The following is a 14,382-nucleotide window of genomic DNA, read 5'->3' on the forward strand; positions in this document are numbered from 1 at the left end:
TGTCCATTGAAGAAAATTCAGCCGAGTGGGTGTCGGGGGTATTTTGCCCTTCAAACAGCCCTCTTTAACCCCTCGGTAAACCTAATAAACTCATCCCTCTTCTATCTCTGGTGGCACGTATGGGGAATGGAATCAAGGTTACCCTTGTCAATTATACAAAAAAGCCCCTGGAAACCGTCACATGGGCAGCATTGATAAGCTACTGGGATGAATGGGAGACGGAGGCTTTCGAGCGCATGGGTCAGAAGGACGTCGAGATGCACCTTCCCAAGGTTCTCGGCTACGGGCACGAGTCCATCTTGGAGCACGCAACGCTGACCTTTGCGATAGAGGGGTGTTCTCGCGTTTGTTCGCACCAGCTCGTAAGGCACAGGCTTGCAAGTTATACCCAACAGTCACAGAGGTATATAAAATTAAACTTAAATGATATAGAGGAGACCTTCGTGATCCCCAACGGTATAAAGGAAGACCCCGAGCTCCTTGAGGAGTGGAAGGAGCTCATGAAGAAGAGCATTGAGCTGTACAGGAAGAGTATCGAGCGCGGCCGACACCAGGAGGATGCCCGCTTTATACTCCCTCAGGCGGTCAGGACAAAGCTTGTCGTTACGATGAACCTCCGCGAGCTCAAGCACTTCCTCGGTCTTAGGGCCTGTGAGAGGGCCCAGTGGGAGATACGGGAAGTCGCGTGGAAGATGCTCGAAGAGATAGCGAGGAACGAGGAACTCAGGCCGGTGATAAAGTGGGCAAAGCTCGGGCCGAGATGCATCCATCTCGGCTACTGTCCGGAGGGCGAGCTGATGCCGCCCGGCTGCTGGAGGAGGACGAGGGAGAAGTGGAAGGCCCTGGCGGGTTCCAAACCAACGGTTTAAGAAACCTTTTTACATGGCTTTTCTCTACAAATCCCCGGTGAGTAATTATGAAAATCAAGAGCTGTGAGGTGGAACTGCCCCATTCATGGGAGAGCCTCCAGGTAATCCTTAGCGAACCTAAAAAGACCCTCCCGTTCTTCCCTTACTTCGAGAGCTTACACGATGACACGGTTAGATTCAAGGTCCCCCGGTTCATCTTTGACTTTGGTTATGAGTTCAAGCTGGCCTTGGGCTTCAGAAAGAACGGTGCAGTGTACACATTTACCGGGGAGAAGGGCGTGCTTACGGTAACCTTTGAGATGGAGGGAAACAGGCTTAAGGTGACCGCCAGCTGGTCTGGATTCGGCGAGCTTCTCATGGGCAAGCCCTTGGAGAACTTCGCCAGAGGAATAGCGGAGGCCATAAAGGACTTCTGCAGTGCTCAAGCGACCTGCCCGGTGCTGGAGCTGGAGTCCGATGAGGGCGTGGTTCATCACGTTACCCCCGAGAGCGCCCCGGCTCTCATCAAGAGGATAGTCTGGGAGCTCAGGGGCGAGGACTTCGTCCTCGAAGGTGTGTCCGAGAAGGGTGTCAGGCTCTCTGTGACCGTGAGGGAAGGCAGGCTCGTTAGGCTCACGGTGAGGGATCCGCTCAACAAAGAAACGGTGGTCGAGGCGGACCTCCCGGTGCTGGAGATAGGTCCTGAACTCTTTGAGGGTCTTCCCTTGGACGATACGTTTAAGATAAAGGTCAGGAGGATTTAAACGTCTCCTCAACTATTTCATCTATCGCTGCCTTGAGTTCATCGTAGGCTTCTTCAAGCGATTCGGGTATTACCTTGGTGTCGGCTATCACCGGCATGAAGTTTGTATCTCCGTTCCACCTCGGCACTATGTGGAGGTGCACGTGGTCGTCTATTCCAGCGCCGGCAACGCGGCCGAGGTTCACACCCATGTTGAAGCCGTGGGGGTTCATGGTCCTCCTTAGGGCCTTTATCACGAGCTGGGAAAGCTGCATCATCTCAAGCAGCTCTTGGTCCGTTAAATCCTCCCATTTCCCAACGTGCCGGTAAGGGACTATCATAACATGGCCCGGGTTGTACGGGTAGTTGTTCATTATTATGAAGCAGTGCTCCCCGCGGTAGAGGATGAGCCTCTCCCTATCGCGGTTTTCTTTGGGGAAATCGCAGAATATGCAGCCGTCGTGCTTTGGTGAGCGTATGTACTCGATGCGCCACGGGGCCCACATTATTTTCATTCCCTCACCTCCAGTGGGAGAAAGGGGGAAGGGTTAAAAGCTTTTTTGAAACGCCTGGTGGTGACAGTCCAAATCCGGTCAACAAAGCTTTTAACTCCAGGCCGCTACTCACTCCAGGTGATAGACATGAAGAAGAGAAAGGGACTTCTCATAATCCTTGACGGTCTCGGGGACAGGCCGGTAAAGGAGTTCGGCGGGAAAACCCCTCTTGAGTACGCAAACACGCCCAACATGGACGGGCTCGCGAGATGGGGAATGTTGGGCCAGCAGGATCCGATAAAGCCCGGTCAGCCTGCCGGTAGCGACACCGCCCACCTTAGCATCTTTGGCTACGACCCCTACAAGGTCTACCGCGGGAGAGGTTTCCTGGAAGCTGTTGGCGTTGGCCTTGACCTCGATAGGGACGACCTGGCCTTCCGCGTGAACTTCGCGACCATCGAGAATGGCATCATAACTGACAGAAGGGCCGGGAGGATAAGCACTGAAGAAGCACACGAGCTGGCGAAGGCCATTCAGGAGGAGGTGAAGCTTCCAGTTGAGTTCATCTTCGTCGGTGCGACCGGCCACAGGGCCGTTCTCGTGCTCAAGGGCATGGCCAAGGGATACCGCGTCGGCGAGAACGACCCCCACGAGGCCGGAAAGCCGCCCCACGAGTTCACCTGGGAGGACGAGGAGAGCAGGCGCGTTGCCGAGATACTCAACGATTTCGTCAGGCAGGCACATGAGGTTCTCGAAAGACATCCAGTTAATGAGGAGCGCAGGAAGGCAGGCAAGCCCGTGGCCAACTACCTCCTCGTTAGGGGCGCCGGGACGTACCCCGACATACCGATGAAGTTCACCGAGCAGTGGAAGGTGAAAGCGGCAGCGGTTGTTGCGGTTTCCCTCGTTAAGGGCGTCGCCAGGGCGATAGGCTTCGACATATACACCCCCGACGGAGCCACCGGCGAGTACAACACCGACGAGATGGCCAAAGCAAGGAAGGTCGTGGAGCTCCTCAAGGAATACGACTTCGTCTTCCTGCACTTCAAGCCGACCGATGCCGCTGGCCACGACAACAACCCGAGGCTCAAGGCAGAGATGATTGAAAAGGCGGACAGGATGATAGGCTACATAGTTGACAACATTGACCTTGAGGACGTTGTCATCGCCATAACCGGTGACCACTCGACGCCCTGCGAAGTGATGAACCACAGCGGCGACCCGGTTCCGGTGCTCATAGCCGGGGGAGGTGTCAGGGCGGATCACACCGAGAGCTTCGGCGAGCGCGAGTGCATGCGCGGCGGCCTCGGCAGGATAAAGGGCCACGACATCGTGCCGATAATGATGGACCTCATGAACAGGAGCGAGAAGTTTGGGGCCTAAACGAGCTTTTGGCTCTCCTCTTACTTGTTTTAGGCTATTTTGGTTCTCCCAGTGTGTATGTGCGGATGTTGTTTGGGAGACGCGGAAGAACACCAAAGGAATCGGGAAGAAGCCCAAAGAAGTCTGAATCCCTTCAAAGACCAAGCCTCTTCACAAGCTCCTCGACTTTCTCCTTCCCGTTTCCCAGCAGGGGCTCTCCATGGGCGGGCAGGAGGTTCTCGAAGTCCACCTCAAGGAGCTCCGCTATTCTCTTCCTGTTCATCTCCGGGTCGAGGGAGTACTGCTGAGGCACCTCTTCGAGCCTTCCGTTGCGTTCTACAACCAGGTCGCCGACGAAGAGGCTCTTCGTTCCCTCGTCGAGGAGGCATATGCTTCCCCTCGTGTGGCCCGGCTTGTGAAGAACCTTAAAGCCCTCGAATACCTCTCCATCCTGGAGTTTTACGTCCGGCTCAATCCCGGTCTTCTCTGCTATGCCCTCTACCTCGTCCCTGTGGGCGGCTATGACGGCTTCTGTCCTCTCCCTAAGGCACTTCAGTGAGCCTGTGTGGTCGAGGTGGCCGTGAGTGAGAATTATCGCCTTCAGGGGCTTTCCAATCTCCCCGACGGCATCTAGTATTTTCCCGCAGGTCGTCTCTATGCCGGTATCAACGGCCACAAGATGGTCTCCTCTGTCAACGAGGTAGACATTGACGAAGGAGTCAAATATCCGGTAGACTCCCGGAAAAACCTCCTCATGCATAAAGCTCACCTCATTCAGGTTTTCATCTTAACCCTAAAATCGTTTTCGGATAAACTTATTAAGGTGGGATCCAAAAGTTGTTTTAGGTGATGGTATGAAGCATGTCCCGGTTTTTGATGACCTCAAGAGGATAGGCGATGAGAGGGTGACCGCCATCGGAATGGGCACGTGGGGCATAGGTGGAAAGGAGAGTCCGGACTACTCGCGCGATGGGGAGAGCATCGAGGCTCTGAGGCACGGTTTGGAGATGGGGATCAACCTCATCGACACAGCGGAGTTCTACGGTGCTGGTCACAGCGAGGAGCTCGTAGGCGAGGCGATAAAAGGCTTCGAGCGCGAGGAGCTTTTCATCGTCAGCAAGGTATGGCCCACACACTTCGGGTACGAAAGCGCAAAGAAGGCCGCAAAGGCGAGCGCAAGGAGGCTCGGCACATACATAGACCTCTACCTGCTCCACTGGCCGGTTGACGACTTTGGGAGAATAGAGGAGACGCTTCACGCAGTGGAAGAACTGGTTGATGAGGGGTTAATCCGCTACATCGGTGTGAGCAACTTCGACCTTGAGCTTCTCAAGCGCTCCCAAGAGGCAATGAGAAAGTACGAGATAGTGGCCAACCAGGTAAAATACTCCCTCAGGGACAGGTGGCCTGAAACGAGCGGGCTTCTCGATTACATGAAGCGCGAGAGAATCGCTTTAATGGCATACACTCCCCTTGAAAAGGGCGCCCTCGCGAGAAACCCCTGCCTGGCCGAGATTGGAAGACCCTACGGCAAAACCGCGGCCCAGGTGGCCTTGAACTATCTCATATGGGAGGAGAACGTCGTGGCCATACCCAAGGCCGGAAGCAAAGCCCACCTCGAAGAGAACTTCGGGGCCATGGGGTGGAGGCTTTCAAAGGAGGATAGGGAAAGAGCGAGGGGCTGTGTTTGATGTACTGCTACCACAGCAGTTGCCCGTGTCAACCTGATTTACAAAGAAGCCCCACCGGAACCGACCCCCTGAGCGAGGTGAACAAGTTCGTCTTCGCCACCGGGGGGTGACGGGACTCGTTCTGGGTTCTGGAAATATAATCGCGGTGAGCAAGACACCCTCGATTGGGTCACGCCGCTGCTCGACAACACCACCCCACCTCGCTGGTGGGAGCCGGGCAGCCAGCGGAGGGCAACGGGGCCTTAATGGACTACAACGACTTCCTTGAAGCTCGTAGGGAGTTCTACAGGCTCAGAGGCTGGCACGAGGAACTCGGTTACGGGGAGTTCAGAGAAGATGCGGAGAGGGCTTTGGGAGTAGTGAAGAAGAGGGTGGAGTTTAGAGTTCGCTGAGCCATCCAACGACGCCTACGAGAACTAAATCAATGCAGAAGCTCGCGAGAAAGATAAGGAGGACTGACCATTTCATCTCCCTTTTCTCTCTTATGAGCAGGAGAAGGAGTAAAGCAATCAACATGGCCATCAGTGAGGCGAGCAGAATAATTACCAGCAACTCCAGAGGTTTTGGAAGGTGTTTATCAATCCCAAGGACATCTACTACTGCGGCACTCACGAAAGTGAAGTAGAAGGCAGAGGGAATCAGGAAGAGGCGCATAGAATGCCCGTTATAACTTCCACTTTCTCCTAGGACATCTCATCATATATATCGGGGAGGATGAAGAGCAGCCCGTAAATTACCGAGGGAGGCTATGGGATTCTAATCATCCACAACACTCCGTCGTCCCGTTTTCATCCACCCACACTATCGCCGGAATCACACAGGTGTCGTTCAACACCTTGACCGTTGTAGTGTTGTACCTCACCGTTACCGTTGAGTGGTAGTCAAGGACTCTTCCTCCATGCTCGCTGAAGAATTTGATATACTCCCTAACGGCTGTTTCGTTGGCTGGAACCAGATTCAAGGTCTTATTCTGGAAGTCAAAGAATGCTAGGTACGTCCTGTTCCCTACTTCTACTATGGATTCCATACGCAGTATCCTGCAATGAGGGGAGAGCTTCCCGCAGGTTTTGCCATTGATCCAGTATGTGTAGTAGGGCTTAAGGGAGAAGTTGCTCAGATTGGCGTCGTAGAGCATGTTCAGGGCTGTATCTGGAGCCAGTGTGGGGGAATCGGGAGAGGGGCTTTTATCAACATATCCTTTGGTCCATGTTAGTACTCCTAACACCAACAGAAAAGATAAAAGAAGCATGAAGGCAGCTTTATGATTCTTTCTCATTTAGTAACCCCTCCTTTTCGATATAGGAGCTGATCTTTAAAACTTTAACCTGAGGATTTTCCAGAACGTATATCGGGCTTCCTTTTTTTGCAGCCCTTTGAATTACTATTTCCGGAATATTGAATTGTCGCTTGTATTTTTGGACATGCTTTGGGTTTATGGCATACATTGTGTAAATCTTTCCGTTAATATTTATTGTATATTTGGAAATTCCTATAACTCTGTACTTTATTCCCTGGATAATTTTAGTTGTTGTGCTGGTTTTTTTCAACATCATAGTTGGGGTATATGAAGGTGCTCTGATCTCAAAACTACCAGAAACGACAGCAGCATCTACTGGATCCCAGTATATTTTTGACTTAACTGTAAAATCCGCATAGCTGCCCGGATCAATTTCTACAAACCAGCGTGTGAAGTGCCCAACATCACTTCCATATGTCGTCCACCTGAAGTATACGTTCCCAGGATTATTGAGTGTGTCATATCCTTTTTTGAGGTTATAAGCGAATTCTGCCGCTGTGTATGCATAACCTACACCATAGGGCATATTACTAACCACAATTCCTGCTATATCCTGTGCAATATCTTCAAATAAACCAGCAGTTCCTGAGTCTGGAAATGCTGCAGCCACACGTCCATCAGATGGATTTGTCATAAAAGAAAAACTTCCTCCGTCTTTTATGAGATCTACTCCTTGCTTTACTATCATCCCAGGTCCACAGGAGATACCGCATTCTCTTGCAGCACCGGCAGCAGATTCTTTGAGTTCGTACAAATATCCGTAACCATCCCACCAGTAGTAGTTGTACTTCTCAACTGCTGCACTGTTGTGTACAGTCCCTCCTCCAAGGGGAGTTTCATAATACCCCTTTGAATACCCCTCTCCAAGTTCACTCCAATCCCCAGAAGCTAATGCCACCCCAGTTGTAGTTCCGACCATCAGCAGCCCCAAGAGGACTGCTATCAAGAGCTTCCATCTCAATCAGTTCACCTCCTGAGAGTTTTCATAACACTTATGAACGTTAGCATATATAAATTTTTCCTTTTACTATTAGTAAGATTTCTTCCTTTTTTTTTCGAGTACAAATTTATTCAGAGTTGGGTTTTACGATGGAGATGGGCTAAAAGAAAGAAGAGTAATCGAGTAAGCTAGTGAATACATTGGAACAAAAAGCGAAAAATCAACCTCTCAAAACGCTTGGGGTGTGATGGGGCGTAGATTTAATCCCTCTTACCCCTTTTCCGTTGCGTTCCACACCCGCTCGCATTCGGATACGACTTCCTGGAAGATGCCCTCGCCTGCGGGCTCGAACCCTATAACCTCCCAGTCGGTTGTGTTTATGACGGCTTTGTAATACGTTCCATTGACGGGACGACACGTTAGGCCGGTGCAGTTGATCGTGTAGTTGGCGTAGAGGACGACAGTTGCCGTATCGTTGGGCCAGGCGCAGAGGGTAACGCCGGTGCACCTCCAGTCCGGGTTGTACTGATAGCAGTAGTCGAGGGCCGTTGAGGCTATCCTGTCCTGGAAAACTACGTAAGCGGGAAGGGGGTGCTCTTGATCCCCTGGCCGATGCACCCCCCTGAATGCCCATACCGAGAGAAGTATGAGGACAAAAATTATGGTGGGAATCCACTTTTTCGGTTGCATTCCAATTCCCCCAGACCGTCGGCCACTTCACTCCTTGCCGGTCTCCACGATGGCGGGAACCACGCACATGCCGTTCAGCTCACGCACAGTAACGTTCTCACCGAACGATGTCCTTATCGTGGACTTTGTCATCGATTTGCAGTCGAGGACCCTTCCCCCGTGCTCGTCAAAAAAGCGCAGATACTCGTTTACCGTGCTCTTGTTGGCGGGGATGAGAGTTAACCTCCCTTCGCGGGGATAAAATACCGCTAGGTAAGTGCCATTTTCCACTACAAGCCCCTCAACCCTGAGCACAGTGTAGTTTGGAGGCTCACCGCTGACCCAGAAGACCGTCTCTGGCAGGACGTGTGTTATGTGCCGATCGAGGAGGGCGTTTTCAAACTCGATTCTGGCATCGACAAGGGGGTTGGATTTATCCACCGCTGAAGAATTGTGGAGCGCCTGATAACCCAATCCCACAATAAAGACAAGGAGTACGATGCCCACGAGGAGGATAACCCTTCTCATCACACGCATCCCCGGATGGTTCTTCACACTCGGGGCTAAGGCCCACTCCCCGTTATGCTCAATTAGATAAAAAGTTTTCTATCTGGAAGTGATAAGAAATGGGAGATGTCAAAGGTTACCCCTTCAGAAACGCCTCCACGAGGTTCCTCGTCTCGTTGAAGGCTTCAAGCGGAATCCCCTTCGGAAGACCGCCTATTTCTCCCTTTACGTTCTTGAGGACACCCTCTCCAGCGCCGAGAAACATGCCCTCGCTGACGATTCCGCGGAAGTTGGCCGGCGGGAGCAGGGCGACGGCAACGCGGTTTCCCTCCTTAACCGTCAAGTCGTTTGTCACAACGGTGATAGCCCTGTCGCCGATGTTGACGTTTGTGACTAGAAGCCTGTCGGCATTCGGGTGCTTGCCGACGCTCATGACTTCCCCGACCCTGATGTCCACGGCGATGACAGGGTCGTTTATCTTCCCAAGGGCGAGCCTTCTGTCGAGTCCAAGTATCGTGTTCAGGAAAAAGCGAACCTTAGCCACTTGCTCTTCGACCTTCTCGCGCTTGCTCTTATCGGCCAGGCTGATGAACTTGTGGTGCCAGTCCTCTCCTCCCAGCGCCTCGATTATACCGTTGGCCTTCTCCTTCAAGGCCCTCATCTGCGGGGTTTCAATCAGCTCCTTCGGCTCCACGTAGCTGTACCTCATCGCCTGTATCTCCGGGATCATCTCCTTCGCCAGCTGAATCGCTCCCTTCTTGTTCCACTTCCCCTTGAACTTCGCGTGCTCCACCGTCTTCAGGAACAGTTCCACGCTCTTCTCCGCCACCAGTAAGCGGTAATCCTTGCTCGTATCCCACATACCTCTCACCCTCCAGTGCCTCCAAAACGCGGTTCTTAACGCTTTCGTCCCTTATTCCCTCGGCTATCGAACGGGCCCTGGCTTTATCACCCCAGCGGGCGTATGCCAGGGCCACCTCTCCGAGGAGCTCCGATGCGATCTTATCGTCCCTGATGACGCCGGCAAGGATAAGCGGTTCCTCCAGGAAGCCTATGCGGAGGAAGCGCCTCGCTATCCCCTCCAGCTCCCTGTCGGTCGGCCTGAACTTGCCGACGAAGACTATCTCAAGGGCGTCGTCGAAGACCCTCCTGCCGAGTCTCGGCTGCTCATGGAGGTAGAGCCAGTAGGCCAGCTCAAGCATTGTTATCGCCCTCCCCTCCAGCGGGAGGAAGCGCATCATTGAAATCGCGGGCTCGACCTCCCCCTTCTCAAGGAGCTCCTCCACCGCCGTTTTGCCCCTCTTCAGAACGTCCCGGATGAGCTCCATTTTGTCCTCGATGTGCTTTGCCTGAAGTTTGAAGAATATCGAGGCGTAAACGTCACGGGCCAGGCCATAGAATTCAAGGGATATCTCATTGGGTATCTCGTCGGCGCTCTTCTCAATCAGCCGGGCGACTTTAATCAGCGACGACGTTACCGCCGAGGACAGCCCCCGAGAGGCCTGGAGGAGCTCCACGGCCTCCCTGAACATTCCCAGGCCGTCTTTATAGCGGTCTGAGAGAACGAGGTTCCTCGCTATCCCCGCCAGAACCTCCCCCCTCACCCTTGGAGAGTCTATGCTCCTCGCAATCTCTATTGCGTTTTCAAAGTATGCCTCGGCGTCTCTGTCCCGGTTGAGAGTGTACAGCGCCCTTCCGAGGATGGAGTACGCTAATGCTTTCTCAGGCGTTCCACTTACAGATTCGAGAGTCTCCAGCATGTGACTCAAAACTTCATCCCTCGGGAAGGCCGTCAGCACCTCGGTGAGTGCCACCAGTCGCCGTATCTCGTCCCCTATCGCCAGCGCGTTTCTCAGGGCGTTCTTGTAATCCCCCTTTGAAAGGTAAAGCTCCACGGCCTCCACGAGAACCACCAACCGCTGGAAATAGGGAGCGAAAGTAAAAAAGGCTATCGCTAACCCTTGACCTTTTTGTCCCACTGCTCGAGCATCGTGTCGAGCGCCAAGAGGCTGTTGAGCCGGAGGCGAACCTTCCGGTTCTCCCAGTCTATTGAGCCCTTGAACTCGTTGAGCAGCTCAAACACCTTCTCGGCTTCCTTCGCCGGGAGGTTCCTACCGTAGAACTCCTCGCCGCAGTGGGGGCACTTGAAGACGAAGCCCTCAAAGGCCCCCATGAACCTTTCGTGGTCTTTCATTATATCCTCAGCGTTCTCAAGGACGAGCATCTGCTCTATAAGTCCTGCCCAGTCGAGGGGACTGCCACAGAGCGGGCACTTTGCCATATCACCCTACCTCCTTCAAAAACCTCTCAATTTCCTTCAGGATGAGTTTTATCGCCTCGTCGAGGTTCTTTCTTCCGTTCGCCCCGGCGGCACCGGCGTGGCCGCCACCAGAGCCATCTATGACCGGCCCGACCTTCTCTATGATCTTACCGAGGTGCAGGCCTTTCCTCACGAGCCCCTCCTTTGCCCTGGCCGAAATCCTTACGCCCTTCTTCTCGCTTCCCACAACCGCTATGTCGGCGCCGAGGTTCAGGAAGGTCTTGCAGGCGAGGGATTCGTAGGCCGAAACCTTGGAGACGGCTATTACGTACTTTCTGAACTTCCTTATCTCCATTCTCTGGCAGGCCTTGAGTATGGCCATGCGCTTTGCCTGGTCTATGTTCTCGTCGCTCACAGGGGCAACGAGCTGGAAAATCTCGCCCATCTGAACCGGAAAACGCTCCAGCATCTCGCTTACGGCCTTGAAGGTCTTTGCGTTCGCAAAGCGGAAGTTTGCCGTGTCAGTAACTATACCCGCCAGGAGGGCTTTAACTGCTCTCTCGTCGTAGAAACCGAGGTATTTGAACAGCTCCCAGACTATCTCGGCTGTGGAGGTGCGCGATGAATCGACGACGGCTATATCTGCCCTGATGGGCTTTTCCTTCTCGGCATGGTGATCGATGACGATAACGGTCTTGCCGCGCGGAATCTCGATGGGTTCGAGCTGCTCGGGGGATGAGGTATCAAAGATTACAACTACATCTTCCCTAACGGAGGGGTCCTTTTCGAGCGGGACGGGGGAGAACGTGAGCAGTCTTTTGGCGTAGGAGGAGACGCTCTCGGCGACGCCTATTCTCACTCTTTCAACGCCGATTGATTTTAGATAGAGAGCAAAGGCTATCGCGGAGCCGAGGGAATCGGGGTCTGCGTTGTGGTGGCAGAGGAGGAGGTAAGATTTGCTCCCTGACCTCTCAAGGAAGCGTTTAAGCTTTAGCCTTCCCTTCATTGGCAATCTCCCTCAGCCTTCTCTCCACGACCTCGTAGGCCTTTTCCAGGGCTTCGTCGATAAGCCCCTCAACGTCCACTTTCACGAAAACGGGAACCTCAAGGTACACCTCGACCTCAAGGTCGAGGGTCTCGTTGCGGTTTATTCTCATCGTGACCTCTATGTCCTTAACGTCACTCCTGTTGAGGACGTCGAAGACGTGCTTGATTATCGTCTCCTGCGCAAGCTCACCGATCTCTATGAGCTGCTCTTCGCTCAGCTCCGGCAGACCGATGTTGATAACCCCTTTTCCGCTGGCTCCATTGTCCATTGCTATCCCTCCGCAGAATGAAAGAGAAGAGGTCAGCCCGCGGCGGGCCTGAGGGCGGACTGTATCTTGGCGGTGAGCTCCTTGAGCTTCTCGTTGAGCTTCTTCTCCTGTCTCTCAAGGGCGTTCAGGCGAACCTCAAGGGTCTCGACCTTCTCCTTGAGCTCCTCGACTGCTTTCGCCTTGTCGGTCTTGACGATGAGCGTGCCGACGGTCTTGTATATGGTCGTGCCCTCCTCGACCTTCTCAAGTTCCTCCAAGGCCTTCTTTGCCTCGGTGAGCTCAAGCTGAACCTTCTGCTTCTGCTGGATGACGAGCTGGAGCTGCTGCTGATAGTTCTCAAGCTGGCCGAGCATGGCCTGAACCTGGGGTGGAATGTTCTGCATAACCAACACCTCCGTAATCGTAATGCCGGGTTAGAATAAGGGGCGGGCTTTAAATAGTTTAGGCTAAACCTCAAGCGAGTCCATAGCGACCTTAATCCATCTCAGATAGGAGTTCAGCGTCCCCCTCAGGGCGGAGTTGTCCTTGGCCAAAAAACGGATTATTATCCTGTTCCCCTCACGCAGGAACTCTATCCTGCTCCTCCGGTAGGGCACGCTCTCGTGCTCGTAGAGGACGCTCTCGTAAACTATCCTTGCGGTCTCCTCATCGAAAAAAGAGATTTCGATCACTCCTTCGATTGGCCAGGTTTTTTCTTCAGCCACGCCGCCTCTTTGTAGTCCCATCTCCGCCCGTCCTCCATTATCCAGATCTTGACGCTTATGAGCGGGCCAACGGCCTTCTCCTTAGTAACGTCCAGGCGGTAGAAGTTCACCGCCATTCCGCGCGGGTGCCTCTCGATGACGCTCAGCACGTCGGTGTTGTATCTGTCGGCTATCCCGAGGAGCGAGCGCTCCCTTCTTGGGACAAACTTTCCACCCGTCAGCTCGGCAAAGACCTGGGCGAACGCAACGTGGTCAAGGCCGACGCGTTTAGCCGTCGTCACGACGAGGGGCATTTCCTCGCGTATGGGCCTTATATCCCTAAAGCCAATCTCACGCTGGAGCTTTATTCCGTGGAGGTACAGGTAGCCGAGGTAGCCCCAGTCCTCGGGATCGACCTTGATGAAGGTCATTTTGAGCGGGTTGCCCTTCCAGACGTTGACTATCAAAAGCCTCTCGTAGTTCCTGTCGTAGGCCTCCATGAGCAGATCCTGGATGGTCTTCTTTCCCCTGGTCAGGTAGAGTGAGTTGGGGAACACCTTCTCCAGGTCGTGGCCGAAGCTCCTCGTCCTCCTCGTGGGTCTGTGGGAAGTCGTTATCAGCATCATAGCCCTCACTCAAAATTCGTTTAAGCGATAAAAGGCTTTCGAAACGAAAGAATCAGATCGCCTTTACGCGCCGGGCCACCCTTGGCCTGGGCTTGTAGAGTATCTTGCTGCCGCAGTAGGGGCAGCGGACTTCCCTTGTGTCTCGAGGTCGAGTTCGACCTCCTTCCCGCACTTTGCACAGCGGTAAACGCCCATCACCATTGTTATCACCCTAAACTAAGCAAAGGAAAGGGTCAGGCCTTGGAGGCCGTGACGCGCTTGGCGACCTTTCCTGCCGGAGTAGTCGGGAGGTAGGCACCGCCGGCGAAAGTTGCCCCGCACTTCTGGCACTGCCATATCCCGGTGCTTATCCTCCTGACGGCCTTCCTTCCGCAGACCGGGCAGACGTGCTTCTGCTTCATCTTGGCCTCAACGGCCGCTACCCTTCTTCTAATCTTGAGACCGTACCTTGGACCGTACCTTCCGGCTGAACCGACCTTAGTAGTCCTTCCCATGAGCATCACCCCTAATTATCAGCGATTTTCACGACTGGAGAGTGTTTCCGGAGACGTTTTATAAACCTTTGCATAACAAGCTTTGCTGACGCAAAGCTTGACCAAAGAGCTTTGGGCCATTTAACTCCAAACCGGGTGCGTGCACTCCGAGAATTTAAAGCTTTCTGTGGGTTTCCTGTTATGCATTCATACTTCATCTTTGGTTTCTACTTGTATCTTTGGCGTCCTTTGGAGAAGTTTGTGCAGCGAAACACTCACAAAGGGAGCGAGTGAGTAAAAACCCTTCAGAACCTGAAGCTCGTAGAAGATGCACCTCATTTTCCGCCATCCGTAAGGACGCTTGAACGACAGTGAAAGCGGCGCTGAAGCTTTTTTGGAAAAAGCTTCGATCAAACTTCGCGCAGGCGAAGTTTGTAAGGGGGCCAGTGGAAATGTCGGCCCCCTGGGGGTCCC

At 53.5% G+C, this 14,382-nt stretch carries 19 protein-coding genes and 2 pseudogenes; 5 read left to right on the top strand and 16 right to left on the bottom strand.

What is annotated here, in order from left to right; all coding sequences use genetic code 11:
* The first annotated feature begins 119 nt into the window (after window positions 1-119).
* Window positions 120-869 carry an FAD-dependent thymidylate synthase gene (gene thyX / locus F7C11_RS06705; RefSeq protein WP_297092314.1) on the top strand — a complete coding sequence of 250 codons (750 nt, stop codon included), beginning with the start codon at window positions 120-122 and terminating at the stop codon, window positions 867-869.
* A 47-nt stretch (window positions 870-916) separates the two neighbouring features.
* Window positions 917-1,612, top strand: a complete 696-nt coding sequence (locus tag F7C11_RS06710; protein ID WP_297092167.1) for a hypothetical protein — start codon at window positions 917-919, stop codon at window positions 1,610-1,612.
* On the opposite strand, the gene F7C11_RS06715 is transcribed toward F7C11_RS06710, so the two are convergent.
* Window positions 1,599-2,105, bottom strand: a complete 507-nt coding sequence (locus tag F7C11_RS06715; RefSeq protein ID WP_297092169.1) for an HIT domain-containing protein — start codon at window positions 2,103-2,105, stop codon at window positions 1,599-1,601. The genes F7C11_RS06710 and F7C11_RS06715 overlap by 14 nt on opposite strands.
* A gap of 126 nt (window positions 2,106-2,231) precedes the next feature.
* Between F7C11_RS06715 and F7C11_RS06720 the strand changes: the two genes are divergently transcribed.
* The gene (locus F7C11_RS06720) at window positions 2,232-3,467 is read left to right on the top strand and encodes a 2,3-bisphosphoglycerate-independent phosphoglycerate mutase (protein ID WP_297092317.1); all 1,236 of its coding nucleotides are present in this window, start codon (window positions 2,232-2,234) and stop codon (window positions 3,465-3,467) included.
* A 133-nt stretch (window positions 3,468-3,600) separates the two neighbouring features.
* Here the strand turns inward: F7C11_RS06720 and F7C11_RS06725 are convergent, their stop codons facing one another.
* On the bottom strand, window positions 3,601-4,206 hold the full coding sequence (locus F7C11_RS06725) for an MBL fold metallo-hydrolase (protein ID WP_297092171.1): 606 nt from the start codon (window positions 4,204-4,206) through the stop codon (window positions 3,601-3,603).
* A 94-nt stretch (window positions 4,207-4,300) separates the two neighbouring features.
* Here F7C11_RS06725 and F7C11_RS06730 point away from each other — a divergent pair, with 94 nt between their 5' ends.
* Both F7C11_RS06730 and F7C11_RS06735 read left to right on the top strand, forming a co-directional pair.
* On the top strand, window positions 4,301-5,137 hold the full coding sequence (locus F7C11_RS06730) for an aldo/keto reductase (protein WP_297092173.1): 837 nt from the start codon (window positions 4,301-4,303) through the stop codon (window positions 5,135-5,137).
* 153 nt (window positions 5,138-5,290) lie between these two features.
* A pseudogene (locus tag F7C11_RS06735) lies at window positions 5,291-5,529 on the top strand (aldehyde ferredoxin oxidoreductase); the annotation flags it as partial.
* Here the strand turns inward: F7C11_RS06735 and F7C11_RS06740 are convergent.
* From F7C11_RS06740 to F7C11_RS06805, 14 genes and pseudogenes are all read right to left on the bottom strand, one after another.
* Window positions 5,516-5,791: a hypothetical protein gene (locus F7C11_RS06740; RefSeq protein WP_297092175.1), complete on the bottom strand. Its 276-nt coding sequence runs from the start codon at window positions 5,789-5,791 to the stop codon at window positions 5,516-5,518. The pseudogene F7C11_RS06735 and the gene F7C11_RS06740 sit on opposite strands and share 14 nt — an antisense overlap.
* Before the next feature lie 106 nt (window positions 5,792-5,897).
* Entirely contained in the window at window positions 5,898-6,413 is a 516-nt protein-coding gene (locus F7C11_RS06745) for a hypothetical protein (protein ID WP_297092177.1), read from the bottom strand.
* A complete protein-coding gene (locus tag F7C11_RS06750) occupies window positions 6,397-7,395 on the bottom strand; it encodes a hypothetical protein (RefSeq protein ID WP_297092179.1) in 999 nt (332 codons plus the stop codon). Before F7C11_RS06750 ends, F7C11_RS06745 begins: the two co-directional genes overlap by 17 nt.
* Window positions 7,396-7,644: 249 nt before the next feature.
* Window positions 7,645-8,064: a hypothetical protein gene (locus tag F7C11_RS06755; RefSeq protein WP_297092181.1), complete on the bottom strand. Its 420-nt coding sequence runs from the start codon at window positions 8,062-8,064 to the stop codon at window positions 7,645-7,647.
* 27 nt (window positions 8,065-8,091) lie between these two features.
* Window positions 8,092-8,580, bottom strand: a complete 489-nt coding sequence (locus F7C11_RS06760; RefSeq protein ID WP_297092183.1) for a hypothetical protein — start codon at window positions 8,578-8,580, stop codon at window positions 8,092-8,094.
* Window positions 8,581-8,686: 106 nt separating this feature from the next.
* Window positions 8,687-9,412, bottom strand: coding sequence for a tRNA-binding protein (locus F7C11_RS06765; protein ID WP_297092318.1), 726 nt, complete (start codon window positions 9,410-9,412; stop codon window positions 8,687-8,689).
* Between the two features lie 1,092 nt (window positions 9,413-10,504).
* Window positions 10,505-10,831 carry a Trm112 family protein gene (locus F7C11_RS06770; RefSeq protein WP_297092186.1) on the bottom strand — a complete coding sequence of 109 codons (327 nt, stop codon included), beginning with the start codon at window positions 10,829-10,831 and terminating at the stop codon, window positions 10,505-10,507.
* A 1-nt stretch (window position 10,832) separates the two neighbouring features.
* The gene (locus F7C11_RS06775) at window positions 10,833-11,816 is read right to left on the bottom strand and encodes a bifunctional oligoribonuclease/PAP phosphatase NrnA (RefSeq protein WP_297092189.1); all 984 of its coding nucleotides are present in this window, start codon (window positions 11,814-11,816) and stop codon (window positions 10,833-10,835) included.
* Window positions 11,794-12,126 (bottom strand): DUF3194 domain-containing protein, encoded by a 333-nt coding sequence (locus F7C11_RS06780; RefSeq protein ID WP_297092192.1) that lies wholly within the window; start codon window positions 12,124-12,126, stop codon window positions 11,794-11,796. Before F7C11_RS06780 ends, F7C11_RS06775 begins: the two co-directional genes overlap by 23 nt.
* 32 nt (window positions 12,127-12,158) lie before the next feature.
* Window positions 12,159-12,509 carry a prefoldin subunit beta gene (locus tag F7C11_RS06785; RefSeq protein ID WP_297092194.1) on the bottom strand — a complete coding sequence of 117 codons (351 nt, stop codon included), beginning with the start codon at window positions 12,507-12,509 and terminating at the stop codon, window positions 12,159-12,161.
* Between the two features lie 63 nt (window positions 12,510-12,572).
* Window positions 12,573-12,851, bottom strand: a complete 279-nt coding sequence (gene pcc1, locus F7C11_RS06790; protein ID WP_297092196.1) for a KEOPS complex subunit Pcc1 — start codon at window positions 12,849-12,851, stop codon at window positions 12,573-12,575.
* Window positions 12,794-13,435 carry a ribosomal biogenesis protein gene (locus F7C11_RS06795; protein WP_297092320.1) on the bottom strand — a complete coding sequence of 214 codons (642 nt, stop codon included), beginning with the start codon at window positions 13,433-13,435 and terminating at the stop codon, window positions 12,794-12,796. The genes pcc1 and F7C11_RS06795 overlap by 58 nt, the downstream gene beginning before the upstream one ends.
* Window positions 13,436-13,487: 52 nt before the next feature.
* Window positions 13,488-13,636, bottom strand: a pseudogene (locus F7C11_RS06800) (DNA-directed RNA polymerase subunit P).
* 32 nt (window positions 13,637-13,668) lie between these two features.
* Window positions 13,669-13,929, bottom strand: coding sequence for a 50S ribosomal protein L37ae (locus F7C11_RS06805; protein WP_014012168.1), 261 nt, complete (start codon window positions 13,927-13,929; stop codon window positions 13,669-13,671).
* Between the last annotated feature and the right edge of the window lie 453 nt (window positions 13,930-14,382).

It is taken from the genome of Thermococcus sp., from assembly GCF_015521605.1.
GTDB lineage: Archaea > Methanobacteriota_B > Thermococci > Thermococcales > Thermococcaceae > Thermococcus.

What these genes read in the sequence shown, in the direction of transcription:
- thyX (WP_297092314.1), top strand. Translation starts at nt 120, where the DNA reads ATGGGGAATGGAATCAAGGTTACCCTTGTCAATTATACAAAAAAGCCC.
- F7C11_RS06710 (WP_297092167.1), top strand. Translation starts at nt 917, where the DNA reads ATGAAAATCAAGAGCTGTGAGGTGGAACTGCCCCATTCATGGGAGAGC.
- F7C11_RS06715 (WP_297092169.1), bottom strand. Translation starts at nt 2,105, where the DNA reads ATGAAAATAATGTGGGCCCCGTGGCGCATCGAGTACATACGCTCACCA.
- F7C11_RS06720 (WP_297092317.1), top strand. Translation starts at nt 2,232, where the DNA reads ATGAAGAAGAGAAAGGGACTTCTCATAATCCTTGACGGTCTCGGGGAC.
- F7C11_RS06725 (WP_297092171.1), bottom strand. Translation starts at nt 4,206, where the DNA reads ATGCATGAGGAGGTTTTTCCGGGAGTCTACCGGATATTTGACTCCTTC.
- F7C11_RS06730 (WP_297092173.1), top strand. Translation starts at nt 4,301, where the DNA reads ATGAAGCATGTCCCGGTTTTTGATGACCTCAAGAGGATAGGCGATGAG.
- F7C11_RS06740 (WP_297092175.1), bottom strand. Translation starts at nt 5,791, where the DNA reads ATGCGCCTCTTCCTGATTCCCTCTGCCTTCTACTTCACTTTCGTGAGT.
- F7C11_RS06745 (WP_297092177.1), bottom strand. Translation starts at nt 6,413, where the DNA reads ATGAGAAAGAATCATAAAGCTGCCTTCATGCTTCTTTTATCTTTTCTG.
- F7C11_RS06755 (WP_297092181.1), bottom strand. Translation starts at nt 8,064, where the DNA reads ATGCAACCGAAAAAGTGGATTCCCACCATAATTTTTGTCCTCATACTT.
- F7C11_RS06760 (WP_297092183.1), bottom strand. Translation starts at nt 8,580, where the DNA reads ATGCGTGTGATGAGAAGGGTTATCCTCCTCGTGGGCATCGTACTCCTT.
- F7C11_RS06765 (WP_297092318.1), bottom strand. Translation starts at nt 9,412, where the DNA reads ATGTGGGATACGAGCAAGGATTACCGCTTACTGGTGGCGGAGAAGAGC.
- F7C11_RS06770 (WP_297092186.1), bottom strand. Translation starts at nt 10,831, where the DNA reads ATGGCAAAGTGCCCGCTCTGTGGCAGTCCCCTCGACTGGGCAGGACTT.
- F7C11_RS06775 (WP_297092189.1), bottom strand. Translation starts at nt 11,816, where the DNA reads ATGAAGGGAAGGCTAAAGCTTAAACGCTTCCTTGAGAGGTCAGGGAGC.
- F7C11_RS06780 (WP_297092192.1), bottom strand. Translation starts at nt 12,126, where the DNA reads ATGGACAATGGAGCCAGCGGAAAAGGGGTTATCAACATCGGTCTGCCG.
- F7C11_RS06785 (WP_297092194.1), bottom strand. Translation starts at nt 12,509, where the DNA reads ATGCAGAACATTCCACCCCAGGTTCAGGCCATGCTCGGCCAGCTTGAG.
- pcc1 (WP_297092196.1), bottom strand. Translation starts at nt 12,851, where the DNA reads ATGGGACTACAAAGAGGCGGCGTGGCTGAAGAAAAAACCTGGCCAATC.
- F7C11_RS06795 (WP_297092320.1), bottom strand. Translation starts at nt 13,435, where the DNA reads ATGATGCTGATAACGACTTCCCACAGACCCACGAGGAGGACGAGGAGC.
- F7C11_RS06805 (WP_014012168.1), bottom strand. Translation starts at nt 13,929, where the DNA reads ATGGGAAGGACTACTAAGGTCGGTTCAGCCGGAAGGTACGGTCCAAGG.